We start from the raw sequence: 19519 nt of genomic DNA, 5'->3' as shown, positions 1-19519 counted from the left end.
GTACCGCTATACCGCCGCTTCATTGCCAAGAACATCGGCATGTCGACCGAGACTCAGCCAAAGACGAAGTAGCGCAACCACAGGTAAACGGCAGACAACGTCACCGAGACGATGGTGACCAGAATGCCTTTGCGGGTGAACTCCCAGAATGAGATGGGATTGCCTGCGCGGCGGGCGATTCCGAGCATCACCACATTCGCGCTGGCACCGACGGCGGTCAGGTTGCCACCGAAGTCGGCACCCAGCGCCAGCGCCCACCACAGCGCGTCGGGGTGCAAGTTGGTGGGCAGGGTGGTGCTCAGCTCGGCCACGATCGGCGTCATGGTCGCGACGTAGGGAATGTTGTCGATGATCCCGGACACCGGCGCGGACACGCCCAGGATCCCCAATGTGGTCAGCAGTGCGTTGCCGCCGGTCAACTCGGCGGCGGCGTGGGCCAGGGCGGCGATGGCACCGGTGTCGACCAGGGCTCCGACCATCACGAACAGGCCGGCGAAGAACAGCAGTGTCTCCCATTCGACCCCGGCCAGGTAGTCCGAGCGCTCCATCTTGGAGATCACGATCAACACCCCGGCACCGAGCAATGCCACCACCGACGGTTCCAGGTGCAGCGCCCCGTGACCGAAAAACCCGGCGAAGACCGCGGTCAGCACCACACCGCACTTGATCAGCAGACCGCGGTCGCGGATCGCCTCGCGTTCCTCGAGGGCCATCACATCGGCGACCCGGTCGGCGTCGACGGTGAACGATCCCGGAAACAGCCACCGCAGCATGACGGTGAACACGATCAGCACGATGACCACAATCGGCAGCATGTGGACCAGAAATGCGTTGAAGGTCAACCCGGCCCGGCTGGCGATGATGATGTTGGGTGGATCGCCGACCAGGGTGGCGGCGCCCCCGATGTTGGAGGCGAACACCTCCGCCATCAGGAACGGCGCGGCGTTGATCTCGAGGCGGTCGCAGACCAGCAGCGTGACCGGGGCGATCAGCAGCACCGTGGTGACGTTGTCCAGCAGTGCCGACGCGACGGCGGTCACCAGCACCAGCAGGATCATGATTCGCAGCGGAGAACCGTTGGCGCGCTTGGCGGCCCAGATCGCGATGTATTCGAATACCCCGGTCTGGCGCAGCACGCTGACGATGATCATCATGCCCAGCAGCAGGAAGATGACGTCCCAGTCGATCCCGGTTGTGTGCGAGTAGAAGATGTCGTCGGACGAGATGACGGGCAGGATGACGACGGCGGCTGCGCCGGTCAGCGCCACCAGGGTCTTGTTGACCCGGTCGGCGGCGATGAACGCGTAGGCGATCAAGAAGACCGCTACGGCGAAATAGGCCATCCGCGGGATCAGACCTGCAGCGCTGTGGCCAGCAGACGCGACGCGGTTATCACGCCGTGCAGTTTACCGTTCTTGACGACGGCGACCAGCGGGCTGCGCAGCCGGGCCATGGTGGAGGCGACTTCGATCACGGTGTCGGCAGCGCCGGCGATCGGCACCTCCGGCAGGTGTTCGGGCAGCATGGCGCGCACCGCCTTGCCGCGCAGTTTCTCGGCGGAACTGTCGGCCATGGACTCGCTGAGCACCCCGGCCAGAGCGGGGTCGTCCTGGATGTAGCCCGGCACGATGAAGCGCACCACCTGGGAGGCCGGCAGCACCGCATACGGCTTTCCGGCGGCGTCGGTGACAACGATGCCGGGCAGTCGATGCTCGGCCAGCAATTTCGCAGCGGCCAAGGCGTCGGAGTCGATGGCCACCACCGGGAATTCCTCAGCGATCTGTTCGGCGTGCACATGACGACGATACGGTGGGTGCCCCCCGCCATGCGTAGACTGGCCGGATGCTTGAAGGGATCCGCGGCCCCGCCGATCTGCAGCACCTCACGCAGGCTCAGCTGACCGACCTGGCGGCGGAAATCCGTGAGTTTTTGATCCACAAGGTCGCCGCGACGGGCGGGCATCTGGGGCCCAACCTGGGTGTGGTGGAGCTGACCTTGGCGCTGCACCGGGTGTTCGATTCCCCACACGACCCGATCATCTTCGATACCGGGCACCAGGCCTACGTGCACAAGATGCTGACCGGGCGCTGCCCCGATTTCGACACCCTGCGCAAGAAGGGCGGGCTGTCGGGTTACCCGTCGCGCGCCGAGAGCGAGCACGACTGGGTGGAGTCCAGCCACGCCAGCTCGGCGCTGTCCTACGCCGATGGCCTGGCCAAGGCCTTCGAGCTGACCGGACACCGCAACCGGCATGTGGTGGCCGTCGTCGGCGACGGCGCCCTGACCGGTGGGATGTGTTGGGAGGCGCTCAACAACATCGCCGCCGGCAACCGCCCGGTGGTGATCGTGGTCAATGACAACGGCCGCAGCTATGCGCCCACCATCGGCGGGTTCGCCGACCACCTGGCCGCCCTGCGGCTGCAGCCTGCCTACGAGCGGCTGCTGGAGCGGGGCCGCACCGCAATCCGCGGCGTACCGGTCGTCGGGGAGCTCGGCTACCAAGTGATCCACAGCTTCAAAGCGGGCCTCAAAGATGCACTGGCGCCGCAGGCGCTCTTCACCGACCTGGGCCTGAAGTACCTGGGCCCGATCGACGGTCATGACGAGGCTGCGATGGAGTCCGCGCTGCGTCGCGCGCGGGGATTCGGCGGGCCGGTGATCGTGCACGTGGTCACCTGCAAGGGAAAGGGCTACGGCCCCGCCGAGAACGACGAGGCCGAGCAGATGCACGCCTGCGGGGTGATCGATCCGCTGACCGGCTACGCCACCGAAACCGCCGGGCGCGGCTGGACGGCGGTGTTCTCCGACGCACTCATCGAATACGGCACCAAGCGCCGTGACGTCGTCGCGATCACCGCTGCGATGCCCGGCCCCACGGGACTTGCGCCGTTCGGGCAGCGCTTTCCGGATCGGATGTTCGACGTTGGGATCGCCGAACAACACGCACTGACTTCCGCGGCCGGGCTGGCGATGGGCGGCCTGCACCCGGTGGTGGCGGTGTATTCGACATTCCTCAACCGCGCCTTCGACCAGCTGGTCATGGACGTCGCACTGCACAAGCTGCCGGTCACGCTGGTTTTGGACCGGTCCGGGATCACCGGGCCCGACGGGGCCAGTCACAACGGCATGTGGGACCTGTCGATCCTGGGGATCGTGCCCGGTATCCGGGTGGCCGCACCGCGTGACGGCATCCGGCTGCGTGAAGAGCTCGGCGAAGCGCTCGACGTCCATGACGGGCCCACCGCGTTGCGATTCCCGAAGGGGGATGTGGGCGAGGACATTCCCGCCATCGAGCGACGCTCCGGGGTGGATGTGCTGGCCGTCCCGGCCGACGGGTTGCCCCAAGACGTCCTGCTGGTCGCGGTCGGCGCGTTCGCGCCTATGGCGCTGGCGGTGGCCGACCGGCTGCACAACCAGGGCATCGGGGTGACGGTGATCGACCCGCGTTGGGTGCTCCCGGTGCCGCCGGTGCTCGTCGAGATGGCCGGCGCACACAAGCTGGTGATCACGTGCGAGGACAACGGCGTGGCCGGCGGTATCGGCTCGGCGGTCTCGGCGGCGCTGCGGCGTGCCGAGATCGACCTGCCCTGCCGCGACGTCGGTCTGCCGCAACGTTTCTACGACCACGCCTCGCGCGGTGAGCTGCTGGCCGAGGTCGGCCTGACCGCACAGGATGTGGCCCGCCAGATCACCGGCTGGGTGGCGGCGATGGGCGCCGCCAACTGCGTCGATGAAGTCAGCGAGCGGCTGGACTAGCTCACGCCGGAGATCGGCGGCCACATCACGTCGAACAACCAGGCGAACACGAACGTGTAGACCAGGAAGAACGCCAACAGGCCGATCTCGAGACCGAACGCCTGCACCAGCGACACCTTCAACAGCGCGGCCACGATCGGCAACAGCAGCACGACCAGGCCACCTTCGAAGCCGATAGCGTGCACGATCCGGCGACTCACCGTGCGAGTCGGGGAGTCCTGCCGCCGCTCCCATGCCTCGAACACGGTGGTCCAGACGTAGTTCCACACCACCGCGACGGTGGACGCCGCCACCGCCACGGCGCCTGAACTGCCGCCGCCGAACCCCAGGACGGTCAGGCCCAAGGTGGTCAGCGCGACGGCGACAAGCTCGTAGCTGACGACGTAGACGATCCGGCGAAAAATTGGTGACACGAGGTCCTCCCGGGAAAATCAACCATGGGAAGTCCTTGACGGTTCGCGTCCACGGTTTGCGTGACGTGAGAAGCACTGGCCGAACACGCAATACGGCTGCTCCCCGGGCAGTCTAGCAACAGCCGTGTCGCAGCCTCACGCGCAAGGCAGCGGCTCGCCGGTCAGTCAACAGTGCTGGGTGGAGCCGCGCCGCCGGGGGCCCCGAGGGCCGCCATCAGCGCCGGCACCGCCAGCGTACGTTGCCAGGGACGTGCGCCGCCGGAGGTCAGGAACTCCTCGATTACCACCGCTGCATCCGATGTTGCCGGTTTCCAGTCCCAGCACAGCCTGCGCACCAATTCGGGGGTGAGCAGGTTCTCGGTCGGTACGTGCACCTGTTCGGACACCGCACTCAGCGCGGCACGGGCTGCCTCCAGTCGAGCGGCGGCGTCGGGCTTGCGCCGCGCCCAGCGCGATGGCGGCGGTGGGCCGGTGGTGGATTCGCCGGCTTCCGGCGGTTCCGGGTTGTCGCGGGCCGCAGCCAGCGCGGCCAGCCAGGTCGCCGCGCTGCGGCGTTGTTTGGGCCCGCCGAAGACCGGCAGGGCGAGCAGCTCTTCGACGGTGGTCGGGTTGGCGATCGCCGCGGCGATGATCGCCGCATCAGGCAGGATCCGTCCGGGCGCGATGTCACGGCGTGCTGCGATCTGGTCGCGTACCGTCCAGAGCTCTCGGACGGCGGCCAGGCCGCGCCGATCGCGCACCTTGTGCATGCCCGAGGTGCGCCGCCAGCGGTCCCGGCGCGTGGTAGTGGTGAAGTCGGTGACCCGAAGGTGGTTGAACTCCTGTGCCGCCCAGTCGGTTTTGCCCTGCTCGGCCAGGACGTCGGCGACCGCCTGGCGCAGTTCGATGAGCACCTCGACATCGAGTGCCGCATAGTTGAGCCAGTCCGCGGGCAGCGGCCGCTTCGACCAGTCGGCGGCACCGTGCCCCTTGGCCAGACCCAGACCCAACAGTCGCTGCACCATCGCGGCCAGGTTGACCCGCTCGAAGCCGGCCAGCCGCCCGGCCAGTTCGGTGTCGTACAACGCCTTGGGCCACATGCCGACCTCGGCCAGACAGGCCAGGTCTTGGTCGGCGGCGTGCAGAATCCATTCGTCGTCGTCCAGCACCTCGGCAACCGGGCGCAGCAGGGCAGCCGGGTCCTCGCCGGCGCCGACCGGATCGATCAGGACGGTCCCGGCGCCGGCGCGACGGATCTGAATGAGGTAGGCCCGGTTGGAGTAGCGGAAGCCCGACGCCCGCTCGGCGTCTACCGCGAACGGGCCCCGACCGCCGGCCAGCAGATCGGCGGCGGCACCGATCTGCCTGGGGGTGACCGACACCTCCGGCACCCCATCGGCGGGATGCGGCAGCGGCGTCGGCTCGGGCTCTTCGGTGGCCGGTTCGGTGGTCTGCTCAGACATTTCAGACGCGGGTTCGCGAGCTCAGATCGGTGATCCCGACCGGTGGTAGGCCCGCGGCGTGTTCCAGAACCTCGCAGAACGCCTGGACGTGGCTGCCCAGCTCCGGGGTGGTCGCGGTCCACGACGCGCGCAGTTCCAACTGGTGTCCGCGCGGCGGGCCGGAGATGTCGCCGTACCGAACCGAGGTGGTGGCGGTGACGGTCCCGCCCAAGGCGGTGACGTGCTCGGTGCGGGCGCCCAGCGCCTCGACCAGCCAACTCCACGCGACCTCGGGCAGCAGCGGGTCGATCGCCTCGTGCGGATCCAGGTCGGCTTGGATGAAGGCGACCATCCGCATGGTGCCGTCCCATGCGACAGTGCCGTCGGGGTCGTAGAGCAGGATCAGCCGGCCGAAGGCGTCGCCGTCGGAGTCTTCCGGGATGACGTCGGTCTCGGGATGCTTGACCTCGGCGCCCAGCGCGTAGCTGTAGGGCGCCAGGCGCTGCGGCGGCCTGATCGGGCCCAACTCGATCTCCGACCGTACGGTTGCGGCGTGCATCGTTGCCACCGCTTCCCGGAATGGGGCAGGCTCGGCTGATGTCACGGGTGCCGCTCCTTAACTGATAGCTGTGCGCCGCGGCGACAGCGGCCGGCACCCAGAGTCCTGTTGTGCACCGCCGCGACGCGGGTCACCGAATCTCACGCTAACCCCCGGTGCCGGTCGGTGCAGACAGGCGCGCCGAATAGGCGGTTCGGCGAGGCTCGCCGGAGGTGGCCCGGAGGGGCGGCGGAGGTGAGGGGAAGCCGGGACCGCCGCAGGAAACGGCGGGGTTCGGCGAGGCTCGCCGGAGGTGGCCCGGAGGTGAGCCGAGGCAGGAACCGACACGTGAAACGGCACGATTCGGCTGCCTTAATCAGGCGTGGCAGCATTGAGCACGATGAGTGCCCGTCGTGAACTGCCTGATTCCCCGTACCTGACCGCCGCCGCCGGCCGGCAACCCAGCCGGGTGCCGGTCTGGTTCATGCGCCAGGCCGGCCGGTCGCTGCCCGAATACCGCGAGCTGCGCGCCCAGCACAGCATGCTGGCGGCCTGTTTCGACCCCGAACTGGTTTGCGAGATCACCCTGCAGCCGGTCCGCCGCCATGACGTCGATGCGGCGATCCTGTTCTCCGACATCGTGGTGCCGCTACGCGGCGCGGGGGTGGATCTGGACATCGTCCCCGATGTCGGGCCGGTGATCGCCAACCCGGTGCGCAGCGCGGCCGACATTGCCGCCCTGCGGCCGTTGGACCCGCAGCAGGTGACTGCCGTCGCCGAGGCGGTATCACTGCTGGTGGGCGCGCTCGGGACGGTGCCGCTGATCGGCTTCGCCGGAGCGCCGTTCACCATGGCCTCCTATTTGGTGGAGGGCGGGCCCAGCCGGACCCATGCCCGCACGAAGGCGATGATGCTGGCCGATCCGGACAGCTGGCATGCGTTGATGACGCGGCTCACGGACCTGACCATCGCGTTTCTGACGGTGCAACTCGACCACGGCGTGGACGCCATTCAGTTGTTCGACTCCTGGGCCGGAACGTTGTGCCTGGCCGACTACCGGCGCTTCGTGGCGCCGCACAGCGCCCGGGTGTTCGCCGCGCTCGCCGACCGGGACGTGCCGATGACGCACTTCGGGGTGCAGACCGGCGAGCTGTTGGGCGAGATGGCGACCGCCGGCGCCACGGTTGTCGGGGTGGACTGGCGTACCTCGCTGACCGACGCCGCCGCCCGGGTGGGCGCCGGTAGGGCCTTGCAGGGCAACCTGGATCCGGCGGTGCTGCTGGCGGGCTGGCCGGCGGTGGAGCGTGCCGCCAGGGCCGTGGTCGCCGACGGCCGCGCCGCTGTTGCCGCCGGGGCTTCGGGGCACGTGTTCAACCTGGGGCACGGCGTGCTGCCGGAAACGGATCCCGGGGTGCTGACCGACCTGGTATCGCTGGTTCATTCGTTGTGACCACGTCGTACTGCGTCGTCGGGGGCGGCATCTCCGGTCTAGCCGCCGCCCACCGGCTGCGTGCGACGCTCGGCGACGCAGTCGACATCACCGTCTTCGATCCGGCCGACCGGCTCGGCGGGCTGCTGCGCACCGAGACCCTGGGCGGGATCGGCGTGGACGTGGGCGCCGAGGCATTCGTCGCCCGTCGGCCCGAGGTACCGGCCCTGTTGGCCGAGCTGGGTTTGGCCGATCGGCAGCGCAGGACCACCGGGGTGCGGCCGTTGTTGTACAGCCGCCGGTTGCTGCATCGGTTGCCGCCGGACACCCTCAGCGGGATTCCGTCGTCGCCGGAGTCGATGGCCGGGCTGGTCGATTCCGAGACCCTCGCTCGGATCGCGGACGAGCCCACCCGCCCGTTGGCGTTCGAACCGGGCAGCGATCCGGCGCTGGGAGAACTGGTGGCCGACCGGTTCGGTGCACAGGTGGTCACCTGTTCGGTGGATCCGCTGATCGGCGGGGTGTATGCGGGTTCGGCGGCGACCGTCGGGTTGCGCTCGGCGGTCCCTGGCCTGGCTACCCTGCTCGATGAGGGCGTGCCCAGCCTGACCGAGGCGGTGCGGCGGGCACTGCCCACGGCCACCGGCGTGCCGGTGTTCGGCGCGATCACCGGCGGGTATCAGGTTCTGGTCAACGCGTTGGTGCGCAGCGCCCGGCTGCGCTGGGTGCAGTCGGCGGTGACCCAGATCGACCCGGCCGGTGACGGATGGCTGTTGCGGGACGCCAGCGGCGGCCATCATCGCGCTGACCGGGTGGTCGTCGCGGTGCCCGCCCCCGTGCTGGCCCGGCTGGCTACGGGATTCGCGCCGCGTGCGGCGGCGGCGGCCAGTCGGATCGGCAACGCATCGTCGGTGGTGGTGGCGATGGCGGTTCCCGTCGGCGCGGCGATTCCGGACAACTCCGGGGTGCTGGTTGCCACCGGGGAACGGCTGCACGCCAAGGCGATCACCCTGACGTCGCGCAAATGGGGCGACCGGGGATACGGCGGCAGGGTCGAGGTGCTGCGGCTGTCCTTCGGCCGGTTCGGCGACCCCCGCACCAGCGCCTCCGATGCGGAGCTGGTGGCGTGGTCGGTGCAGGACTTGGAGGCCGTCTTCGGCGTCACGGTGGACCCCATCGACGTACGCGTGCAGCGCTGGCCTGCGGCGATGCCGCAATATCGGTCCGGCCACGCCGCCCTGGTCAACGGACTGCGCGCCGCGTTGCCGCCGACCGTGGCGGTCGCGGGCAACTATCTCGACGGCATCGGGGTACCGGCCTGCATCGCCGCGGCCGACCGGGCGGTGGCGGCCGTGATCAGCGCCACCCCGGCGCCGTAGGACTCTTCGCGGCGCATCGTGGCAGCATAGGGGCCATGGCGCACCTCGACTACGACAAGCTGAACTCCACTCTCCGCTACGTGATGTTCTCGGTGTTCTCGGTGAATCCGGGTGGACTCGATGAGGGTTCGCAGACCCGCGAGGAGATAGCCGACCAGGTGGCCACCTATTTGAAGCAGCAGGAAGAGCGCGGCGTGGTGGTCCGCGGGGTGTACGACGTCGCTGGGCTGCGCGCCGACGCCGACTTCATGATCTGGACTCACGCCGAGCGCATCGAGGACCTGCAGGCCACCTACTCCGGGTTCCGCCGCACCGCGCTGGGGCGGGCCTGCGACCCGGTGTGGAGCAGCGTGGCGTTGCATCGGCCGGCGGAATTCAACCGGAGCCACGTCCCGGCGTTCATCGCCGGCGAGCCGGCGGGCGCCTACGTCTGCGTGTACCCCTTCGTGCGGTCGCTCGAGTGGTATGTCCTGCCCGAAGAGGACCGCCGCAGGATGCTGGCCGAGCACGGGATGGCGGCCCGGGAGTACAAGGACGTCCGCGCCAACACGGTGCCCGCGTTTGCGCTGGGTGACTACGAGTGGATTCTGGCGTTCGAGGCGCCCGAACTCGACCGGATCGTCGACCTGATGCGCGACCTGCGTAACACCGAGGCCCGGTTGCACGCCCGGGAGGAGACGCCGTTCTTCACCGGCCCCCGGGTCGAGGTCGAGCAGTTGGTGGCGTCGCTGCCGTAGCGGCCCGCTAGGACGACGGCGGCACCAGCCGCAGACAAATGCTGTTGATGCAGTAGCGCTGGTCGGTGGGGGTGGGGTAGCCCTCGCCGGTGAACACGTGGCCCAGGTGACTGTGGCAGGAGGCGCACAACACCTCGGTGCGCCGCATCCCCAGAGAGTCGTCCGAGCGCAGGATCACAGCGTCGGAGTCGGCCGGGTCGAAGAACGACGGCCACCCGCAGTGCGAGTGGAATTTCTCTGTGCTGCGGAACAATTCGGCGCCGCACGCCCGGCACTCGTACACACCTTCGGTGGTGATCTCGGTGTATTCGCCGGTGTTCGGCGGCTCGGTACCGGCGCGGCGCAGCACCGCGAACTCTTCGGGGGTCAGTTTCGCGCGCCACTCGTCGTCGGTGAGCGACACCTTGGGAGAGGTCATGCTTCCACGTTAGCCTTCGCAGGCTCGGCCGCTAGCCACTCCGGATCGATCCCGTCGTCCAGGCGGTCCTGTTCGCGGGCATCGAGGTAGCGGTAGCACAGCACCGTGCAGATCACGATCAGCAGCAGCGACCAGCCGTAGGTGATCTTGAGGTAGTCCAGCGGCCGCCCGATGTTCATCCACCGGAAGATCAGCCACTTGTCCAGCGTCATGAAGCCGTAGATGCCCAGCCACGCCGGCCAGTTGCGCAGCACCGAGTTCGGCAGCACCACGGTCATCAGGAACGGGAACAGCACGATCGAGTAGTAGCCCTGTCCCAGCGACAGCACCAGGAACGACGCGGTCAGCAGCACACCCGAGGAGGTCAGCATCCAGAACCGGGGGTCGCGGGTGCGGTAGTAGCGGTAGAGCAACCACAGGCTGACCGCGGCCAATACGGTGAACAGCACCCGCAGGAACAGGATCAGACCCGAGGGCAGCCCGAAGAACACCCCGTTGCCCAGGATCGAGGAGTTGAAGTAGTCGCGGGTGCCCATGATGTAGGGCACGGTCTGGGTGAAGTAGCTGTTCGGGTCGCTGGCCAGTGGGTAGGCCGCCAGGTTGAACAGCACCGGTACCGCGATCGCCCCGACGAATGGCCGCCACTGTCGGCTCAGCAACGGCAAGAGCAGCAGCGGTGCCAACACGGGTTTGACCACCAGCGTCAGCCCGATCGCGACACCGGCCCACCACTGGCGGCTCTTTCGGCCGTCGAGCAGCCAGCGGAAGAACAGCACCTCGGCCAGCAGGATCACGCCGTTGATGTTGGTGAACACCAGTGTGCTGCTGACACTCTCGGTGAGAAACATGGCCGCCAGCAGGGCCGGGGCCGCGACTGAGGACAGTCCGAACCCGAACATCCGCAACAGCAGGTAGGCGGCGAGCACGATCGCGACCGTGTTGGTCGCGATGAATGTGTACCGCGACAGGGTCTCCGGCAGATAGCCGAACGGCGACATCAGCAGGGTGCCGCCGGGGGAGTACAGGTAGTGCGGATCGACGTAGTCGAAGTGCTCGTTGTAGATGTCCAGGCCGTGCCGGAAGTTGAGCACCGCCCGATACACCGGTTTGAAGTCATCGGTGATGTTGCCGTTCAGCGGCAGCACGATCGCGCGATGGATCAACGACATGATGGCCACCGGCCACAACACCGAACGCAGTATGGTCGCGGTGCTCGGCGGGGACGTGGGAGGCCGGAACGCGGCCTGTAGGGCGGTGCCCGCCCGGTGCATCAAGGAGTCGGCTGCCGTCACCAGCGAACCGTACCCCGGACCGGTCCTACAACTCTGGATCAGGCTGGGTCAGGCCGGGCAGTAGACGTCGGTGTCGGGCAACTTGCCGCTGTCGAGGTAGCCGATCAGCGGCGGCAGCGTGCACGCCGAATACACCGCGGCACCGTGACCGATGCCCTGCCACATCACCCGCTTGCTGGCCGACCCGGCGTTGATGACGGCCGCGGCGGTGGCCGCGACGCCCTCCTCACCGACGATCGGATCGTTCTGCACTCCCAGCAGCAGCACGTCGATCTTGAGTTCCTTCGGCAGTTCGGGGGTGCTGCTGCTGGGCCAGCTCAGGCACTGCGCCATGTCCAGGGCACCGACCATGCCGAACTGTGGGTACTCCTTGCCCCAGGCGACCACCAGCTCGCGGACCCGATCGGGCGTGGGCCGGTTGAGTGCGTCGGCGCACGAGTTGATGAAGCGGCCGTCGCTGCCGGTGGTGCCCTGGGCCCGGTTGATCAAGTTCGTCAACAGATTGGCGTCGCCGGAATTAGCCGAGGCCAGCGCCTTGGCCAACTCGTTGGTGGTGTTGACGCGGTCGCCGGTGGGATAGCCCAGCGCCGTGACGATCGCGTTGGTCACCGCGGCCACCGAGGCGCCACCCGGACCATGCCCGGAGCGGGCAGCGTCCAGTACCGCGTCGACGGCTCCCTTCGGATCCGGGCCCAACGCACAACCCACCGCGACGCACTGCGCGGCGAACGCCTCGAAGGCCGCCTCTTGGCCCTTGACCCGCTCCTCGGCGGCAGACTCGGCGGCCACCCCGAGCGGGATCGGGGAATCCAGCGCCAGCCGGGCCACCTTGCCCGGATGAGAGCCCGCATACGCCAGGGCGATCTGAGCTCCGTTACCGATACCGATCAGCGACAGCGCCGGGATGTCCCAGATGCTGCGCAGCCGTTCGAGATCGGTGGCGGCATGGGTGTTGTCGTAGGAGGACTCACCCGGCGAGATGGAGTCGGTGCAGTCGGTGGTGGCCTCCTGGGTGACGGTGCCCAGGCTGGCCACCGGGTCGTCGCCGGGGGCGAACTGCGCCTGATTCCACATCTCGTCGCGCTGGCTGCGATCGCGGCAGTCCACCGGGCTCGACATGCCGATGCCGCGCCGGTCCACGGCGACGATCGGGTGGCTCTTGAGCACGTCCGCGCCGGCCCGTGCCAGCCAGATCGGCAGCTGCAGCGACGACGGCAGATCCCAGCCGGTGGTGAACACCACGGGGCCGGCATCGCCCGGGGTCTGCACGGACCGAGCCCGTACCACGCCGATGCTGATCGACCCGGAGCCACCACCGAGTGGGTCGACGTCGGCGTCGTAGCTGGCGCAGTCCAGCCGGACACCGGGTGTGGCGGGCGCCGCAGCGTCGCCGAAGACCCGGGCGGTGCAGTCATGCCACGGCAGGTCGTTCTTGGGCACCTCGACCGCCGGCGGTCCCGCCTGGTCCGAGGTGGACTCGGGTTGCCCCTGGGGTCCGGCGCCGGAGTTGGTGGCGAAACGCGGGTCGGCGGCCAGCCCGGGCGCGCAACCGGCCAGCAGGGGCGCGGACCCGGCCAGTACGGCCGCAGCCGTCACCACCGCGATCCGGGCGAACCTCGAATAGCTGGTCATGCCTGTCACCTTATAGGCGCGGTAGGCGTGGGCTTTTGACGTAGCGGCCGTAGAGGTAGCCCGATTCGTCGGCGAGCAGATGTGCACAGCGCATCGGCGTGGTCAGCTCGCCCGGACCGGTGGCGATGCGGCGGGCCAGGCCACCGACCAGATACGGGGCCATGGTCAGGCACAACTCGTCGAGCAACTCGTGTTCGATCAACGATCCCAGCAGGGTCGGTCCGCCTTCGGTGAGCACCCGGTACTGCTCGCGCTGGGCCAACGCGGCCAACAGCACCGTCTCGTCGACGCGTGCGGGGTCATCGCCCGAGCAATCCAGAACTTCGGCGTGCCCGGCCAGCCGCCGCCGGGTGTCGTCGGCAACCGCGGAGCAGGTCAACACCAGCGGCGCCAATTCGGTGTCGTTGAAGACCCGCATGTCCCGGTCCAGCTGCCCGGACTGGGTCACGATCGCCAGTCGGGGCACCTCGGACTGTCCGCGGTCGCGCCGGTCCTGGCGTTGGGCGACGCTCAGGCGCGCGCCGCCGTAATTCTCGACCCGGACCGTGCCCGCTCCGACCATGACGACGTCGGCCAGTGCCCGCAGCAGCATGAACACCGACCGATCGCCGGGTCCGGCCAGCCCGCCGGAGGTGCCGGCCACCGTTGCGCCGCCATCGATGCTGCCGATGAAATTGGCCCGTACCCACACCCGTGGCTCGTCGGTTTCGGGGTAGGCGTACAGCCGGCCCAGTTCGGCGTCGTCGACTGGCGCCGTGGAGCCCAGCAGGGTGAATCCGGGGTCTGCGCTGAGGTCGGACATGGCCTCGATTGCACCATGTGACTACAGTTCGTGCGTGTCCAATCCCGCCGCTGAGTCGATCGAGCACCTGGTGGACCGGCGTCCGGCGGTCTCCCCGGAACGGTTGATCGCGCAGCTCAAGCCGCCGCCGACGTTCGCTGGTGCCAGCTTCGCCAGCTACCGGCCAGACCCCGCGCAACCCAGCCAGGCGGCCGCCGTGACCGCGTGCACCGCATTCTGCGGGCAGGCGCTGACCCGGCGGGCCGGGCGGCGCAAGCTGCTGGGCAAGCGCGAGGTGTTGCCCGGCGTGGGCATCTATCTCGACGGCGGATTCGGTGTCGGCAAGACTCACCTACTGGCCTCGATCTACCACACGATCACCGATACCGGCAGCGGCCATGGCGCAGCCCAGGAGCCTGGCACGGCGTTCGCGACGTTCATGGAGCTGACCCAGCTGGCCGGTGTGTTCGGCTTCACCGAGTGCATCGAATTGCTCGGCGGCTACACGGTGGTGTGCATCGACGAGTTCGAACTCGACGATCCGGGCAACACCACTTTGGTGTCGCGGCTGTTGTCCGAACTGGTGGCGCGCGGGGTCTCCATAGCCGCCACATCGAACACGTTGCCCGAGCAGCTCGGCGAGGGCCGTTTCGCTGTACAGGATTTTCTGCGCGAGATCAGTGCGCTGGCAAGCATTTTCACGCCGGTACGGGTTGATGGACCCGACTATCGGCACAGGGACCTGCCGCCGGCCCCCGAACCGCCCTCCGCGCAGCAGGTCACCGAGCGTGCGGCGGCGTGTCCCGGAGCGACGCTGGACGACTTCGACGGGCTGTGCGCCCACCTGGCCACCATGCATCCGTCGCGCTACCTGACGCTGATCGAGGGCGTCACCGCGGTCTTTCTCACCGGTGCGCACCCCATCGAGGACCAGAATGTGGCGCTGCGGCTGGTGGCGCTCACCGACCGCCTCTATGACGCGGGTGTCCCGGTGGTGGCTTCCGGTGCCAAGCTCGACCACATTTTCAGCGCCGAGATGCTGGCCGGCGGCTACCGCAAGAAGTACCTGCGCGCCACCTCGCGACTGCTCGCGCTCAGCAGCGGGGGTTAGCGAGGCTCGACGAAGGAGAGTCGAAGCTGGACCACCGCATCAAACCCGGGGGTTAGCGAGGCTCGACGAAGGAGAGTCGAAGCTGGACCACCGCATCAAACCCGGGGGTTAGCTCACAGATTCCACTGCGCCAGGCGCAGTCCGGTGTTGCGCGACAACATCACCACGTGGGTGACCAAGCCGCGGTACACATCCCAGTAGACGCCGCCGTCGACGGTGGAACCCGCGGGAGCGTTGGTCAGCACCGCGTCCAGGGTGGTGGGGTCGTCGGTGTGCTTGGACACGTAGGCGTCGCCGCCGGGCGTGACTCCGTCGAAGGTGACCGACGCCGCCATGATGTAGGGGTTGGGCACCGAGATCGGGTGGATGGTCACGTTCGCCCGCCACGGACCGCCCTGGTTGCGCCAGCGGGGCGTGCCGTTGGCGCCCCAGCCCGGGGGGATCTCGCTGGGTACCACGTCGTGCACGGTGACATCGGCGACGATCGGGCCGAACGCCTCGTCGTGGTATTGGATGCGCAGCGTGTCGCCGAGGCGCCCGATCGGCGCCTCCGCCGTGGTGGTGGGCGTGGCGTGTCCGGCGGCCGGCGTCATCAGGGCTGCCAGCGCGGTGACGACGGAAGTAATCAGGGCCAGAATCCAGCGATGCATCATGTCCTCTTCGTTTGCTTCTGGGCATGATGGCACATCGCGATCGCGGGTGCAGCAGCCTTGGCCGGGCAGGTTCACAGACGGGTGGTTCCGCGGGTCAGTTCGTGGTTTCAGAACCGGGGGCGCCCAGGTTCGCGGTGATCGCCTCCAACGCGGTGGCCAGATCGGCTTCCACCCGGCCCCGATCCACACCGGCGCGATGCAGCGGGCCGGCGCCATCCTCGGCTTCCAGCAGCGCCAGCAGTAGGTGCTCGGTACCGATGTAGTTGTGGCCGAGGCGAAGTGCGGTGCGGAAGGTCAATTCCAGTGCTTTGCGGGCCGGACCGTTGAACGGGATCAGAGCGGGCGGTTCGGTGTTGCCGGGCTCAAGGGCGACGGCGGCGGCAACGGCTTGGGGGTCGATGTGCTGCGCGGTGAGCAGCGCGGTGGCGAGCGCGCCGGGATCGTGCAGGAGCCCCAGAACCAGGTGATCGGGGGTGATCTCGGTGTGGCGTGCCCGGTGGGCCGCGTTCTGGGCCGCCACCACGGCACTGCGTGCCCGCGGGGTGAAGCGCGCGAAGCCCTGCTCGGGATCGAGCGCGGCGGTCTCAGGGCGCGGGACGAACTTCTTCTGCGCGGCCTGCTTGGTGACGCCCATGCACGTGCCGATCTCGGTCCAGGAGGCGCCTGATCGGCGCGCCTGGTCCACGAAGTGCCCGATCAGATGGTCAGCGACCTCGCCGAGGTGTTCGGCAGCCAGCACGGCATCGGTCAACCGCTCCAGGGGGTTGTCGTGCACGCCGGTGATGGCGTTGATCAGGTCGTCGAGGCGGACGGACTGGGTGAGCAGGGTGGGATCGGCCATGTCGTCAACTCTAGGTTGACGCCATGGGTAGCGTCAACTGTCGGTTGACGCTAGGCGGAGGGCGGTGCGGCGCGGCTCGGTGACGGGAGCAGCCATTCGCCGAAGCCTTCGGCGAACCCCGACGAGGGGGCGTACCTGACTTTCGTCGGGCTGACACCGGCCGGCAGCGCGAAGACCACGCAACCGATCGCGGACTCGCCGGGGGCAATGTGGAACATGCCGGAGTCGAAGTTCGTGCACTCGCCGACATCTTTGAGGTCCGGCGCGTAGCGCCGGCCGTCGGAACCAAATGCCCAGACGTTGGTGTTGACGTCGCCGTTCATGGTTTCGGTTCCCGGGTTGGCGATCGTGAACTGCGTTGCGATGTAGGTGGCGCCCGGATCGCCGGGGCCCGGCGTGATGGTCGCCGGGTTGATCACCTTCTCCAAGGTGACGGTGACAGTGCTGCCGTCGACTCGGGTGAGGGTCAGGGTGTCGCCGGTGTGGCCGGCCGGTTTCGGGGTTGCGGTGTCCGATCCACCGGACGTGGCGGCCGCCGCCGGCCCGCTCGTCGGGTCGGTGTGGCTCGAACATGCCGCCGAGAGGGCGGAGGCTGCCAGGGTGAACACCGCCAGGGCGACGATGGGTCGATTCATGGGGCCACCTTTCGCGATTCCCGCTTCGTTACTACCGATTGTGGTACTTAGCTGCTCAGGGCCTCGGCCCGGCCCGGGATTCCGATAGATCTCCGCAAATGCGGCTTGGTGAAGTGTGGCCTTCGTTATAACTGTCCTGTAGGCGCAGCTAACCCAGCGGCGCAACGTCGGCAAAGAAGTACACCATGCTCGAATCGCTGATCGCAGGAGCAATCGGGGGCGCGCTCGGGGGCAAAGGCGCCGACATGTCGGCAAAGATCCCCAGCCCGGGCGGGCTCGGGAGTTTGATCAGTGGCGGCCTCGGGGGTCTGGCCGGCGGGGGACTGCTGAACAGCATTCTTGCCAGCGGTGCCTCCGGCGGGTTCGACCTCGCCAATGCGGCCGGCAGCCTGGTCGGCGGCGGTGTGCTGGGTACGGTCGTCACCGCGCTCGTGGGCATGGTGCTCAAGGCGAACAAGGCTTAGTTTTCCGAAACGGAAAAACCCCTGTCGTCACGCGGTGGCGGCAGGGGTTTTTGCAACGTTGAGCCTGGTGCGCGGTACTGGGATTGAACCAGCGACCTCTTCCGTGTCAGGGAAGCGCTCTCCCGCTGAGCTAACCGCGCTTAGAGCCTTGGGACGGAGGTGGAGACGGGAATCGAACCCGTGTGCACGGCTTTGCAGGCCGTTGCCTCACCACTCGGCCACTCCACCGCAAGGGGTTGATGCCACTTGACACCCTCGAGCGGATGACGGGATTCGAACCCGCGACCCTCACCTTGGCAAGGTGATGCGCTACCAACTGCGCTACATCCGCGTGCCTCGGGCGAGATCGTCGCCCGGTGCCTGCAGAACATTAGCGGAGACATGTGAGACAGCACAACTCTGCATGTCAGCGCGGCGATTCGCCTGAAAAGCGGCCTGCGCATTGATACTTAGCGGGTTCGGCGTGCTAGTGTTCGTCCTCGTTCATCCGGTCTCGTAGCTCAGGGGGAGAGCGTCCGCCTCACACGCGGAAGGTCGCTGGTTCGATCCCAGCCGGGACCACAAGAAAGCCACCTGCACAAGCTAGGTGGCTTTTCTCGTTTTCGGGCTCACGCCAGACGTAGGCTGCCACGATGACCATGTCGACGAGGGTTCCCAAGTCATTGCGTGTTGCTGCCGCGGTTCTCGGTCTGTGCGCCGCGGTCGCGGTCGGCTCGCCGGTGACTGCTCAAGCGGCGTTCTCGTCGGTATACCAGGTCAAACGGGCCCCTGCCGGATCTCCGGTGGGTACCGCGACCATGAAGGTTCTCGGGACCGCTGACGTGCCGGTCAGCATCACCTATCGGATCAACGGCGGTCCGCAGCAGACCGAGTCAAACGTGAGCCTGCCGTGGGAGAAGAGCTACCCGGTCTACGACGAGGTCGAGACTTCGGTCACCGCGGACGCCGGGGATGCGGCGCTCAGTTGCACCATCACCATGGACGGCATGCTGGCGGCGTTCAAGACCGAAGCGCGCCCCACATGTAGCTTCGCCTACTACGGATGATCCGCGGCGCAGGGGTTTTCAGCGCAAGTGATCGTTGAGGGTGCCGTCGGCGCCGAACAGGTGTGAACGCCAATAATTAAGCAGCGCAACAGTATCCACATTATCGGGGTGAAATCCTGGGCGTAGGTACACAGCCGCGTCCCGTAGAAATCCTCGAAAGAAAGGACCCCGGTACAGTGCGGCGATTCCGCGCAACGTCCGGAATGGCTGCCGCCGCGCTGATGGGTCACCGGCCAGCGAAAAGACAAGCCCGAGTGCGATAAACGGAACCGTGGCTGCGATCACCACCGCCATCGCCACGATGCGGACCGCCTCGGAGCCGCCGACGGCGCGGTAGAGGTCGAAGGCCACTGACTTGTGTTCAAGTTCTTCCACCGCATGCTAATTCAGCAGATTCCAGACCTCCGGCGTGCCCGGAATGGCCTGGATCTCAGCGGTGGAGAGAATGCGCTCCGCCAGGACCGCGGTGTAGTGCTCCAGTGCCGCGGTCTGAGCCAAGTGCACCAGGGCAGGAGTGCGCTCTTCGGCGCGAATTCTCCAGCGGTGCACGGATTCTGAGTCCTGCCATCGGATCGGGTAGCCCTTGGCTGCGAGCATCGCATTGAGTCGGCGGTGCTCCTGGCCATGGGTGGACTCCTGGCCGATGAACCCCGCCACCTGCTTCTTCAGCACCGGGTCGGTGACGCGATCGGCGAAGCGGCGCACCGAACGGATGAAAGACTCCTCGCCGGCGGGAAAGCCACCGGACAAGCCGGCCAGGAAATGACTGAGCACCATGTCGCCGTCGGCGAAGTACTTGCCATGGGCGTCGTTGTTGTCGAAGTCGTCGTCGAAGCGGAAGCGGATTCGCCGGGTCTTCGGATAGCTCGGGGTCGAGCGCGTTCGACGCTGGCCTCTCATGCAGCCGAGCGTATCGATCCCGCCGCGTTTTGGACACGGCGATCAGGCGCGCTCGACGAGGGGCGCCGAACGG

General features: G+C 68.0%; 19 protein-coding genes, 4 tRNA genes and 1 pseudogene. 8 read left to right on the top strand and 16 right to left on the bottom strand.

Annotation, left to right across the window (positions count from 1 at the left end):
* Positions 1–53: 53 nt before the first annotated feature.
* Positions 54–1343 carry an ArsB/NhaD family transporter gene (locus tag ACKY0W_RS12890; RefSeq protein ID WP_409434371.1) on the bottom strand — a complete coding sequence of 430 codons (1290 nt, stop codon included), beginning with the start codon at positions 1341–1343 and terminating at the stop codon, positions 54–56.
* An 8-nt stretch (positions 1344–1351) separates the two neighbouring features.
* Positions 1352–1795 (bottom strand): CBS domain-containing protein, encoded by a 444-nt coding sequence (locus ACKY0W_RS12885; RefSeq protein ID WP_409434370.1) that lies wholly within the window; start codon positions 1793–1795, stop codon positions 1352–1354.
* A 47-nt stretch (positions 1796–1842) separates the two neighbouring features.
* Here ACKY0W_RS12885 and dxs point away from each other — a divergent pair, with 47 nt between their 5' ends.
* Entirely contained in the window at positions 1843–3756 is a 1914-nt protein-coding gene (gene dxs, locus ACKY0W_RS12880; protein WP_409434369.1) for a 1-deoxy-D-xylulose-5-phosphate synthase, read from the top strand.
* Here the strand turns inward: dxs and ACKY0W_RS12875 are convergent.
* The 3 genes from ACKY0W_RS12875 to ACKY0W_RS12865 all read right to left on the bottom strand — a co-directional run bounded on the left by ACKY0W_RS12875 (position 3753) and on the right by ACKY0W_RS12865 (position 6194).
* On the bottom strand, positions 3753–4169 hold the full coding sequence (locus tag ACKY0W_RS12875; RefSeq protein WP_409434368.1) for a PACE efflux transporter: 417 nt from the start codon (positions 4167–4169) through the stop codon (positions 3753–3755). The genes dxs and ACKY0W_RS12875 overlap by 4 nt on opposite strands.
* 161 nt (positions 4170–4330) lie before the next feature.
* The gene (locus tag ACKY0W_RS12870) at positions 4331–5611 is read right to left on the bottom strand and encodes an HRDC domain-containing protein (RefSeq protein ID WP_409434367.1); all 1281 of its coding nucleotides are present in this window, start codon (positions 5609–5611) and stop codon (positions 4331–4333) included.
* A 1-nt stretch (position 5612) separates the two neighbouring features.
* On the bottom strand, positions 5613–6194 hold the full coding sequence (locus ACKY0W_RS12865) for a DUF3000 domain-containing protein (protein ID WP_409434366.1): 582 nt from the start codon (positions 6192–6194) through the stop codon (positions 5613–5615).
* Between the two features lie 334 nt (positions 6195–6528).
* Here ACKY0W_RS12865 and hemE point away from each other — a divergent pair, with 334 nt between their 5' ends.
* The 3 genes from hemE to hemQ are packed head-to-tail and all read left to right on the top strand — an operon-like array spanning position 6529 to position 9673.
* Complete coding sequence (hemE, locus tag ACKY0W_RS12860) at positions 6529–7578, top strand: uroporphyrinogen decarboxylase (RefSeq protein WP_409434365.1); 1050 nt, start codon at positions 6529–6531, stop codon at positions 7576–7578.
* Entirely contained in the window at positions 7575–8936 is a 1362-nt protein-coding gene (locus ACKY0W_RS12855) for a protoporphyrinogen oxidase (RefSeq protein ID WP_409434364.1), read from the top strand. The genes hemE and ACKY0W_RS12855 overlap by 4 nt, the downstream gene beginning before the upstream one ends.
* 35 nt (positions 8937–8971) lie before the next feature.
* Positions 8972–9673 (top strand): hydrogen peroxide-dependent heme synthase, encoded by a 702-nt coding sequence (gene hemQ / locus ACKY0W_RS12850; protein WP_308483434.1) that lies wholly within the window; start codon positions 8972–8974, stop codon positions 9671–9673.
* Positions 9674–9680: 7 nt separating this feature from the next.
* Here the strand turns inward: hemQ and msrB are convergent, their stop codons facing one another.
* From msrB to ACKY0W_RS12830, 4 genes are all read right to left on the bottom strand, one after another.
* Positions 9681–10091, bottom strand: coding sequence for a peptide-methionine (R)-S-oxide reductase MsrB (gene msrB, locus ACKY0W_RS12845; RefSeq protein WP_409434363.1), 411 nt, complete (start codon positions 10089–10091; stop codon positions 9681–9683).
* Positions 10088–11362 carry an arabinofuranan 3-O-arabinosyltransferase gene (gene aftC, locus ACKY0W_RS12840; protein WP_409437771.1) on the bottom strand — a complete coding sequence of 425 codons (1275 nt, stop codon included), beginning with the start codon at positions 11360–11362 and terminating at the stop codon, positions 10088–10090. Before aftC ends, msrB begins: the two co-directional genes overlap by 4 nt.
* A gap of 69 nt (positions 11363–11431) precedes the next feature.
* Positions 11432–13015, bottom strand: coding sequence for an alpha/beta hydrolase (locus ACKY0W_RS12835; RefSeq protein ID WP_409434362.1), 1584 nt, complete (start codon positions 13013–13015; stop codon positions 11432–11434).
* A gap of 10 nt (positions 13016–13025) precedes the next feature.
* Positions 13026–13817, bottom strand: a complete 792-nt coding sequence (locus ACKY0W_RS12830) for a pyrimidine reductase family protein (RefSeq protein ID WP_409434361.1) — start codon at positions 13815–13817, stop codon at positions 13026–13028.
* Here ACKY0W_RS12830 and zapE point away from each other — a divergent pair.
* Positions 13816–14907: a cell division protein ZapE gene (gene zapE / locus ACKY0W_RS12825; RefSeq protein WP_409434360.1), complete on the top strand. Its 1092-nt coding sequence runs from the start codon at positions 13816–13818 to the stop codon at positions 14905–14907. The two genes, ACKY0W_RS12830 and zapE, sit on opposite strands and share 2 nt — an antisense overlap.
* Positions 14908–15020: 113 nt before the next feature.
* On the opposite strand, the gene ACKY0W_RS12820 is transcribed toward zapE, so the two are convergent.
* From ACKY0W_RS12820 to ACKY0W_RS12810, 3 genes are all read right to left on the bottom strand, one after another.
* A complete protein-coding gene (locus tag ACKY0W_RS12820; protein WP_409437770.1) occupies positions 15021–15557 on the bottom strand; it encodes a hypothetical protein in 537 nt (178 codons plus the stop codon).
* A gap of 97 nt (positions 15558–15654) precedes the next feature.
* The gene (locus ACKY0W_RS12815) at positions 15655–16401 is read right to left on the bottom strand and encodes a Clp protease N-terminal domain-containing protein (protein WP_409434359.1); all 747 of its coding nucleotides are present in this window, start codon (positions 16399–16401) and stop codon (positions 15655–15657) included.
* A gap of 50 nt (positions 16402–16451) precedes the next feature.
* A complete protein-coding gene (locus tag ACKY0W_RS12810; RefSeq protein ID WP_409434358.1) occupies positions 16452–17036 on the bottom strand; it encodes a DUF4352 domain-containing protein in 585 nt (194 codons plus the stop codon).
* Between the two features lie 185 nt (positions 17037–17221).
* Here ACKY0W_RS12810 and ACKY0W_RS12805 point away from each other — a divergent pair, with 185 nt between their 5' ends.
* Positions 17222–17500, top strand: a complete 279-nt coding sequence (locus ACKY0W_RS12805; RefSeq protein WP_409434357.1) for a hypothetical protein — start codon at positions 17222–17224, stop codon at positions 17498–17500.
* A 65-nt stretch (positions 17501–17565) separates the two neighbouring features.
* Here ACKY0W_RS12805 and ACKY0W_RS12800 read toward each other — a convergent pair.
* The 3 genes from ACKY0W_RS12800 to ACKY0W_RS12790 form a co-directional block, all read right to left on the bottom strand.
* A tRNA-Val gene (locus ACKY0W_RS12800) sits at positions 17566–17640 on the bottom strand.
* 17 nt (positions 17641–17657) lie between these two features.
* A tRNA-Cys gene (locus ACKY0W_RS12795) sits at positions 17658–17728 on the bottom strand.
* A gap of 30 nt (positions 17729–17758) precedes the next feature.
* Positions 17759–17831 (bottom strand) — tRNA-Gly (locus tag ACKY0W_RS12790).
* A 158-nt stretch (positions 17832–17989) separates the two neighbouring features.
* On the opposite strand from ACKY0W_RS12790, the gene ACKY0W_RS12785 reads away from it, so the two are divergent.
* Together ACKY0W_RS12785 and ACKY0W_RS12780 are read left to right on the top strand one after the other, a co-directional pair.
* Positions 17990–18061 (top strand) — tRNA-Val (locus ACKY0W_RS12785).
* 71 nt (positions 18062–18132) lie between these two features.
* Positions 18133–18546, top strand: a complete 414-nt coding sequence (locus ACKY0W_RS12780) for a hypothetical protein (protein ID WP_409434356.1) — start codon at positions 18133–18135, stop codon at positions 18544–18546.
* Between the two features lie 18 nt (positions 18547–18564).
* Here ACKY0W_RS12780 and ACKY0W_RS12775 read toward each other — a convergent pair.
* Positions 18565–19446, bottom strand: a pseudogene (locus ACKY0W_RS12775) (metal-dependent hydrolase).
* Between the last annotated feature and the right edge of the window lie 73 nt (positions 19447–19519).

Origin of the sequence: Mycobacterium sp. SMC-14, assembly GCF_046250075.1 — a bacterium.
GTDB lineage: Bacteria > Actinomycetota > Actinomycetes > Mycobacteriales > Mycobacteriaceae > Mycobacterium.
The sequence above is the reverse complement of the archived record's forward strand: the minus strand, read 5'-3'. Positions and strand labels throughout refer to the sequence as shown.